Annotated in this window: 8 protein-coding genes; 5 read left to right on the forward strand and 3 right to left on the reverse strand. The window is 47.3% G+C overall.

Translation table 11 applies throughout. The annotated features are described in order from the left end of the window. Positions 1 to 17: 17 nt before the first annotated feature. The 3 genes from EDD78_RS04540 to EDD78_RS04550 are packed head-to-tail and all read left to right on the forward strand — an operon-like array spanning position 18 to position 962. Positions 18 to 398: a thioredoxin family protein gene (locus tag EDD78_RS04540; protein WP_074141146.1), complete on the forward strand. Its 381-nt coding sequence runs from the start codon at positions 18 to 20 to the stop codon at positions 396 to 398. A 2-nt stretch (positions 399 to 400) separates the two neighbouring features. Next, positions 401 to 793, forward strand: a complete 393-nt coding sequence (locus tag EDD78_RS04545; RefSeq protein WP_002586621.1) for an arsenate reductase ArsC — start codon at positions 401 to 403, stop codon at positions 791 to 793. A gap of 1 nt (position 794) precedes the next feature. Then, positions 795 to 962: a cysteine-rich KTR domain-containing protein gene (locus tag EDD78_RS04550; RefSeq protein ID WP_074141147.1), complete on the forward strand. Its 168-nt coding sequence runs from the start codon at positions 795 to 797 to the stop codon at positions 960 to 962. Between the two features lie 53 nt (positions 963 to 1,015). On the opposite strand, the gene EDD78_RS04555 is transcribed toward EDD78_RS04550, so the two are convergent. Both EDD78_RS04555 and EDD78_RS04560 read right to left on the reverse strand, forming a co-directional pair. Beyond that, on the reverse strand, positions 1,016 to 2,452 hold the full coding sequence (locus EDD78_RS04555) for a MobA/MobL family protein (protein ID WP_002586622.1): 1,437 nt from the start codon (positions 2,450 to 2,452) through the stop codon (positions 1,016 to 1,018). 234 nt (positions 2,453 to 2,686) lie between these two features. Next, positions 2,687 to 2,902 carry a helix-turn-helix domain-containing protein gene (locus EDD78_RS04560; RefSeq protein ID WP_002586623.1) on the reverse strand — a complete coding sequence of 72 codons (216 nt, stop codon included), beginning with the start codon at positions 2,900 to 2,902 and terminating at the stop codon, positions 2,687 to 2,689. Positions 2,903 to 3,074: 172 nt separating this feature from the next. On the opposite strand from EDD78_RS04560, the gene EDD78_RS04565 reads away from it, so the two are divergent. After that, on the forward strand, positions 3,075 to 3,749 hold the full coding sequence (locus EDD78_RS04565) for a helix-turn-helix domain-containing protein (RefSeq protein WP_225363674.1): 675 nt from the start codon (positions 3,075 to 3,077) through the stop codon (positions 3,747 to 3,749). A 107-nt stretch (positions 3,750 to 3,856) separates the two neighbouring features. Continuing rightward, positions 3,857 to 5,155: a tyrosine-type recombinase/integrase gene (locus tag EDD78_RS04570; RefSeq protein WP_002586625.1), complete on the forward strand. Its 1,299-nt coding sequence runs from the start codon at positions 3,857 to 3,859 to the stop codon at positions 5,153 to 5,155. Between the two features lie 159 nt (positions 5,156 to 5,314). Here EDD78_RS04570 and EDD78_RS04575 read toward each other — a convergent pair whose 3' ends face one another. Next, positions 5,315 to 5,821 carry a hypothetical protein gene (locus EDD78_RS04575; RefSeq protein ID WP_132084110.1) on the reverse strand — a complete coding sequence of 169 codons (507 nt, stop codon included), beginning with the start codon at positions 5,819 to 5,821 and terminating at the stop codon, positions 5,315 to 5,317. Positions 5,822 to 6,033: the final 212 nt, after the last annotated feature.

Below are 6,033 nucleotides of genomic sequence, written 5' to 3' on the forward strand. Positions count from 1 at the left end.
TTTAGGAGGTTATTATTATGGCATTATTTAACTTTGGAAAGAAAAAGGAAGAAGAAAAGAAAACACCTGCTTGCGCTTGTAGCTGCGGTTGTGCTGCCAGCGAAGCAGAAAGCATTACAAACGATTGCTGTCCTGATTTGAAAGAGGGAGAAATCTGCTGTATCAAAGTGTTAGGGGCAGGTTGTAAATCCTGTCACGAACAATTTGAATACACAAAGCAGGCAGTAAAGGATATGGGACTTTCCGTAGAGGTCGAATACATTACCGATATGCAGAAAGTAATGGAATACGGTGTTATGAGTATGCCTGCCCTTGTTGTCAACGAAAAGGTTGTTGCTATGGGTAAGGTTTTGAAAGCTGCTGATGTGGTTGCTCTGCTGCACAAGCTGGGGTTTTAACGATGGATAAGAAAAAGGTAGCCTTTATTTGTGTGCATAACTCCTGCCGCAGTCAGATTGCAGAAGCACTTGGAAAACATTTGGCGGGAGATAAGTTTGATTTCTATTCTGCCGGAACAGAAACAAAATCACAAATCAATCAGGACGCTGTGCGGCTTATGAAACAGCTTTATGGGATAGATATGGAGCAAAGCCAGTATAGCAAGACGATTGATAAAATCCCTACGCCCGATATTGCGATTTCAATGGGGTGTGATGTCGGTTGTCCCTATATCGGTAGAGCGTTTGATGATAATTGGGGACTTCCCGATCCGACGGGCAAAAGTGATGAATGTTTTATACAGGTCATTGAGAGAATATCTCAAAAAATAAAAGACTTGAAATTAGAAAAGTAACATGAAAGCCACAGAATGGATATATTGCCCTATCTGCGGCAATAAAACTCGCACAATGATACGGGAAGATACAGAATTAAGAAACTTCCCTCTCTACTGTCCGAAGTGCAAAAAGGAAACAAGCATCAATGCTCAGGATATGAAAGTCACGCTTGCAGAACACAAATAAGATTTTTATGTATGCCGCCGCATGGGTGATACCATAGCGGCGGTTTTTCGTGCCTATCGGCTGTCTCTGTCAAAGGATTTCTTTCTCTGTCTCGGCTGGTTTCTCTGCTTACCCTCCGCCTGAAGCTGACGCAGGCGTTTCAGCACGCTCTCTCGTTCAGGCGGCTTTGCCTGCTCTTTTTTGGCGGGTTTCTGTTTTTCCCTGACCTGTTGCTCCCATGCGGCAAGGTCACGATTGAACTGCTCCACAACAGCCTCCGCCTTACGGTAGGTTGCCATGTACGCCTGCACATCGGGATAACCGTCCTCTTTCAGAACATCGGGCAGTTTATCCAGCTTTTCAGCGATTTCCTTTTCTGTCCGCTGTATCTGCTCTGTGAGCGCCTTGCGCTCCTTACCCTTGAAAATCCCTTTTGTATCGGCAAGCTGTTGTTTCAGCTTCGGAAGTACCGTATCCTGCAAATGCCGGATTTCTTTCGCCTTATCCTGCGCCTTTATCATCAGCTTTTGCATGGTACGGAACTCTGCCATATCTATTTCAAGGACAGGCTTCGGCGGCATATCGTGTTCACGGATTAAGTTTTGCAGGAAGTCCTTAGCCTTGTTTACGATACTGCGGAACAGACCCGGCAGCCAGCCCTTGCTTTTGATAGACTGGCTCGCCTTTTCGTGTATCTCTGTCTGCTTGACTTCTAAAATCTTTGCTTCGGAGATACCTGATAATAACGCCATATCCGCTGTCCTGTTCCATTCCTGCCTTGCGGCATTATCGGCTTTGATTTCGTCCTCTTTGGGATTATTTTTGCCGATTTTCTTGGCCGGAAGATAGACGCTGTTTTTATCAAATACCTTTAAGTGCTGCTCAGGATCGGAGATATGGCAGTTAATAAGTTCTGTATACACTTCCTTTATCTCTCGGAGAAAAGGCTCTCCCTTAAAGCGTGTATCTTTGGTAGTAAACAGATGGCTTTCGTATACCTCGCCTTTTTTGATGACGGTACAGCCTTTCCGTATCTGCCCGTCCTCCCCCGTGATTTCCTTTTTGGTGCGGACACGCTTTCCAGTCTCGTCAAAGAACACGCTGCGGGAAGCAACCTTTACATCAGGTTCGGGGAGCAACCTCCTCTCGCTGAAAATCAGATGGATATGATAATTTGTCTTGCGCTTGTTGTGGTGGAGGGCGGACACGCACTCCACACCGTACCGCCTGCGGAACTCCTCTGTAAAGTCCGTGAGTACCTGCTGCGGCTCGTATTGCGTATAGATTTCGGGCAAGGCGATAATCAGTTCCCTTGCTTCGATACATTTGCCCTCTGTGCCGCTGCGCTGAAACTCCTGCTGGCTTTCCCTTGCAAGGTTGCTCCAAAAGGTGCTGTCGGCGGTGCGGTAGGTGGCATAGAGATTTTCCTGCCTTGCATGGCTTGTAATATACGATATTCGCCCTTTGACATTGGGCAGTTTTGACATCTGGATAAAACTGTGTCTCGGCATACATCATCTCCGTTTTCTGTTGTCAAGGTGCGTCCTTTTTTTGCAACCGTTTACGGTTGTGGCTGTCGCTGCGGCAGCGGTGACAGCCCCGTATCATACGCCGCAGGCGGTTGATACGGAAGCCCCCTGCAAGGGCGAAATACCCGGAGTACAAATCGAAGATTTGTGCGAGGGGTGTATTTCGCTCTCAAACGCCGAGGGCTTAGGGTTACTTTCCGAAAAGAGAATGGATGGTCATTCCACTCTGCGGACATCATCGGGCTTCAGAAGATTTCTTCCCTGATTGACCGTCAGAAACCGTTCCAGCGTGTCCCTGCGGATAATGGTCTTGCGCCCCACTTTGAGGACGGGCAGCTTTCCCCATTCCACCAGCTTCCGCATGGTGTTCCTGCCGATACCCGTACATTCTGCGGCTTCCTCTATGGTAAGTCCCATTTTGACTGCGCTCATTCTATCAACCTCCTTTTAGAATACTCATTTTGCAACTACTGTTTTATCATTATACTTATTCTGCCATCTCTTGTCAACCTATTTTGCAACCATTCATAGTTTATTTACAACTTTCATTGAGATAAAGGTTGCAAAATAAGTATCGGCGTGTTATACTGATACCAGTCAGGAGGTGAACACCTTGAAAAAAGAAACCACATTCACCGCAAAACAGGTCGGTAGGAGGATTAAGGAACGCCGCACAGAGTTAAACATTACCATGCCGGAACTTGGCAGGCGTGTAGGCGTGAACAAATCCACCATTCAGCGGTATGAAGCGGACGGAGTTGATCCGAAGCGCACAATGGTTATCAACGGTCTTGCGGAAGCGTTGCTCACAACTCCCGAATGGCTGACAGGTCTTTCCGATGATAAGGAATATGACACCTATACTCTTTGCCAGCGGGATATTGAGGAACACATCAGGAAATATCTGGACACAGTTTCCTATACAGTAAAGGGCGAGCCGCACCAGCAGCTTCTCACGACATTTCTCGGCAAGATGGTTGACCTGTATACGGTTATGACCTGCTACTTTGCTGATGCTATGGAGGAAGTTGACCGTGTGGCGGAGGACAAAGGGCTGAAAGAGTCTCTTGGACGGTACGCCATAGAGTCCGGGGCAATCATGGAACAGGTATACCGCAAGAAGATGGAAGTACCGATTGAGGATATGAAACGGTTTTTAGACGGGATTTTACATATCCACGATGAGGGGCGCACAAGAATGTCGATGGGCGCACTTTTCGGGATAGTGGAGGAAGCCGAAGAAAGGCTTTCCGAAAAAGAAAATTCCGTGGCACCTTGACAAGTAAAGACGCCAGTTGACTTTCACTGGCGGAAGTGACACAATTACTTTACGCACACCATATGTCACAGTCCCGATTGCCACGGATAGAAAGGAGTTTTTTATCTATGGCAAAAGGTTCTGTAAGAAAGAAAGGCAAAAAGTGGTACGGACGCTTTTATATTGAAGATGAAAGCGGCAGAAAAGTGCAGAAAGAGTTTGCAGGCACAGAGAGCAAGGCGGAAACAGAAGCCATGCTCCGCAAAGCGATAGCGGACTATGAGGAAAAGCAGTTTGTCGGGAAAGCGGAAAACATCACGGTAGGCGATATGCTGGATATGTGGGTAGAGGAAGAACTGAAACCCGGCAACTTAAGCAACGGGACGGTCATGTCCTATCAGGGAACGGTCAACCGTATCAAGCAATATCCCATTGGCAAACGCAAGCTGAAAACCGTGACCGCCGACCATTTGCAGGCGTTCATTGATTTTCTGAGCTACGGTGGGACAAACCCGGACGGGACAACTTCAAAGCCCATGAGCAAAGGATATATGCTCCTGTTCTCGGCGGTGTTGCAAAATTCCTTCCGCTTTGCGGTTTTCCCGAAAAAACTGATTACCTTTAACCCTATGCAGTATGTGAAGCTGAGGGGCAGGAAGCAGGAAACGGATATTTTCTCGGACAGTGAGGAAGATACTTCCAGTATTCCTACTATCACCCATGAACAGTTCCAAAAGCTGGAGGAATTTCTCAAGGCAAAAGATAATCCCGCCTTGCTGCCTGTGCAGATAGCGTACTACACGGGGCTTCGTATCGGGGAAGTATGCGGCTTGACTTGGCAGGATATTAACCTTGAGGAACAATATCTCACGGTACGCCGAAGCATGCGCTATAACGGAACAAGGCACACAACCGAAGTGGGAACGACAAAACGGAGCAAAGTCCGCACCGTTGATTTCTGCGACACGCTGGCGGCAATCCTGCGGGCGGCGAGAACAGAACAGCGCAAAAACCGTTTCCGCTACGGGGAGTTTTATCACCTGAACTACTACAAAGAAGTAAAGGAAAAAGGGCGCACCTATTATGAGGTTTACAGCCTGCAAAGGACAGAGGAAGTCCCGGAGGATTACAAGGAAATCTCCTTTGTCTGCCTGAGAGCAGACGGGGCGTATGAAGCGCCGAGTACGGTAGGGATTATGTGCAGGGCGGCAAAGAAGAAAGTGAAAGGGCTTGAAGATTTCCATTTCCACACGCTCCGTCACACCTACACAAGCAATCTGCTTTCCGGCGGCGCAAAGCCGAAAGATGTGCAGGAACTTCTCGGACACTCCGATGTCAGTACCACAATGAACATCTACGCTCACTCTACAAGGGAAGCGAAGCGCACTTCCGCAAGGCTGCTGGATAAGGTGGTCGGCGGGGAATAAAAAGTTGCCCTTGTTTCGGCTCGTAAGGGCAAAAACAAGGGCAAACAGATAAGGTTTGAATGAAAAACAGGCGTGAAGCCTTGAAAAATCAATGGTTTTTGAGGATTAGATAGTTAAAATGTAATTTGATGTGCTACGTCTTTTCCGCCAAAGACGCACCTATTGCTTTTTCGCCTTTTCAGGGTAAAAGGCAAGAAACAGCTTAATATATTCCGGTATCCTTGTAATATCTGGAGAAAAGAACCAAAACGCAAAACCGTCGCATAACTCATACTTCTTGCCGTGTATGGTATAACTTTTCCTATGACTACATGAACTGTCCTCTTTCATATTGTGACAATGCTTACAAGTACCGTAGTCACCTGTAAAGGCTTGTTGAACGTAGTCGGGGGCCTGTTCAATGGCTTGTCGCTGCTTGTCCACACTGCTAAAATACATGCGAAGAATGAGATCATTCTCCCGTAGATAAATCCGGGCGTATGATTTTTTGCTTTTCACACCTGCCTTCGTGTATATAATCATTTTTCGCCCCCAGCAATACCCGTCACCTATTGTCTGATTGCAAGTATACCCCAGCCTATTCATTTCAGCGTTAAAAGCTACTATAAATGCCTTATCCTTAGAGCATACAAAACTATATGTTTTCTCTTTTAATAAATCTTTCATCGTTCTCTCTCCTCTAATCCGTTCGCTTTTTCCGCCAAAGCCGCATTCCATTCCGACCCAAAGCTGGTTTCTGTGCCCCTCACATTCTACCACTTGCTGGCGACCCCGTCCACCCCATTACCGCCTCTTGCCCCTCCGGCTGATCGGGCTTTTCGCCAGCTCGGACTTATGCGCGATTCGGACAAGCCACTGTTTTTCTTCCTCCGTCAAGC

It is taken from the genome of Harryflintia acetispora, from assembly GCA_004340125.1.
Classification (GTDB): Bacteria; Bacillota; Clostridia; order Oscillospirales; family Ruminococcaceae; genus Harryflintia; species Harryflintia acetispora.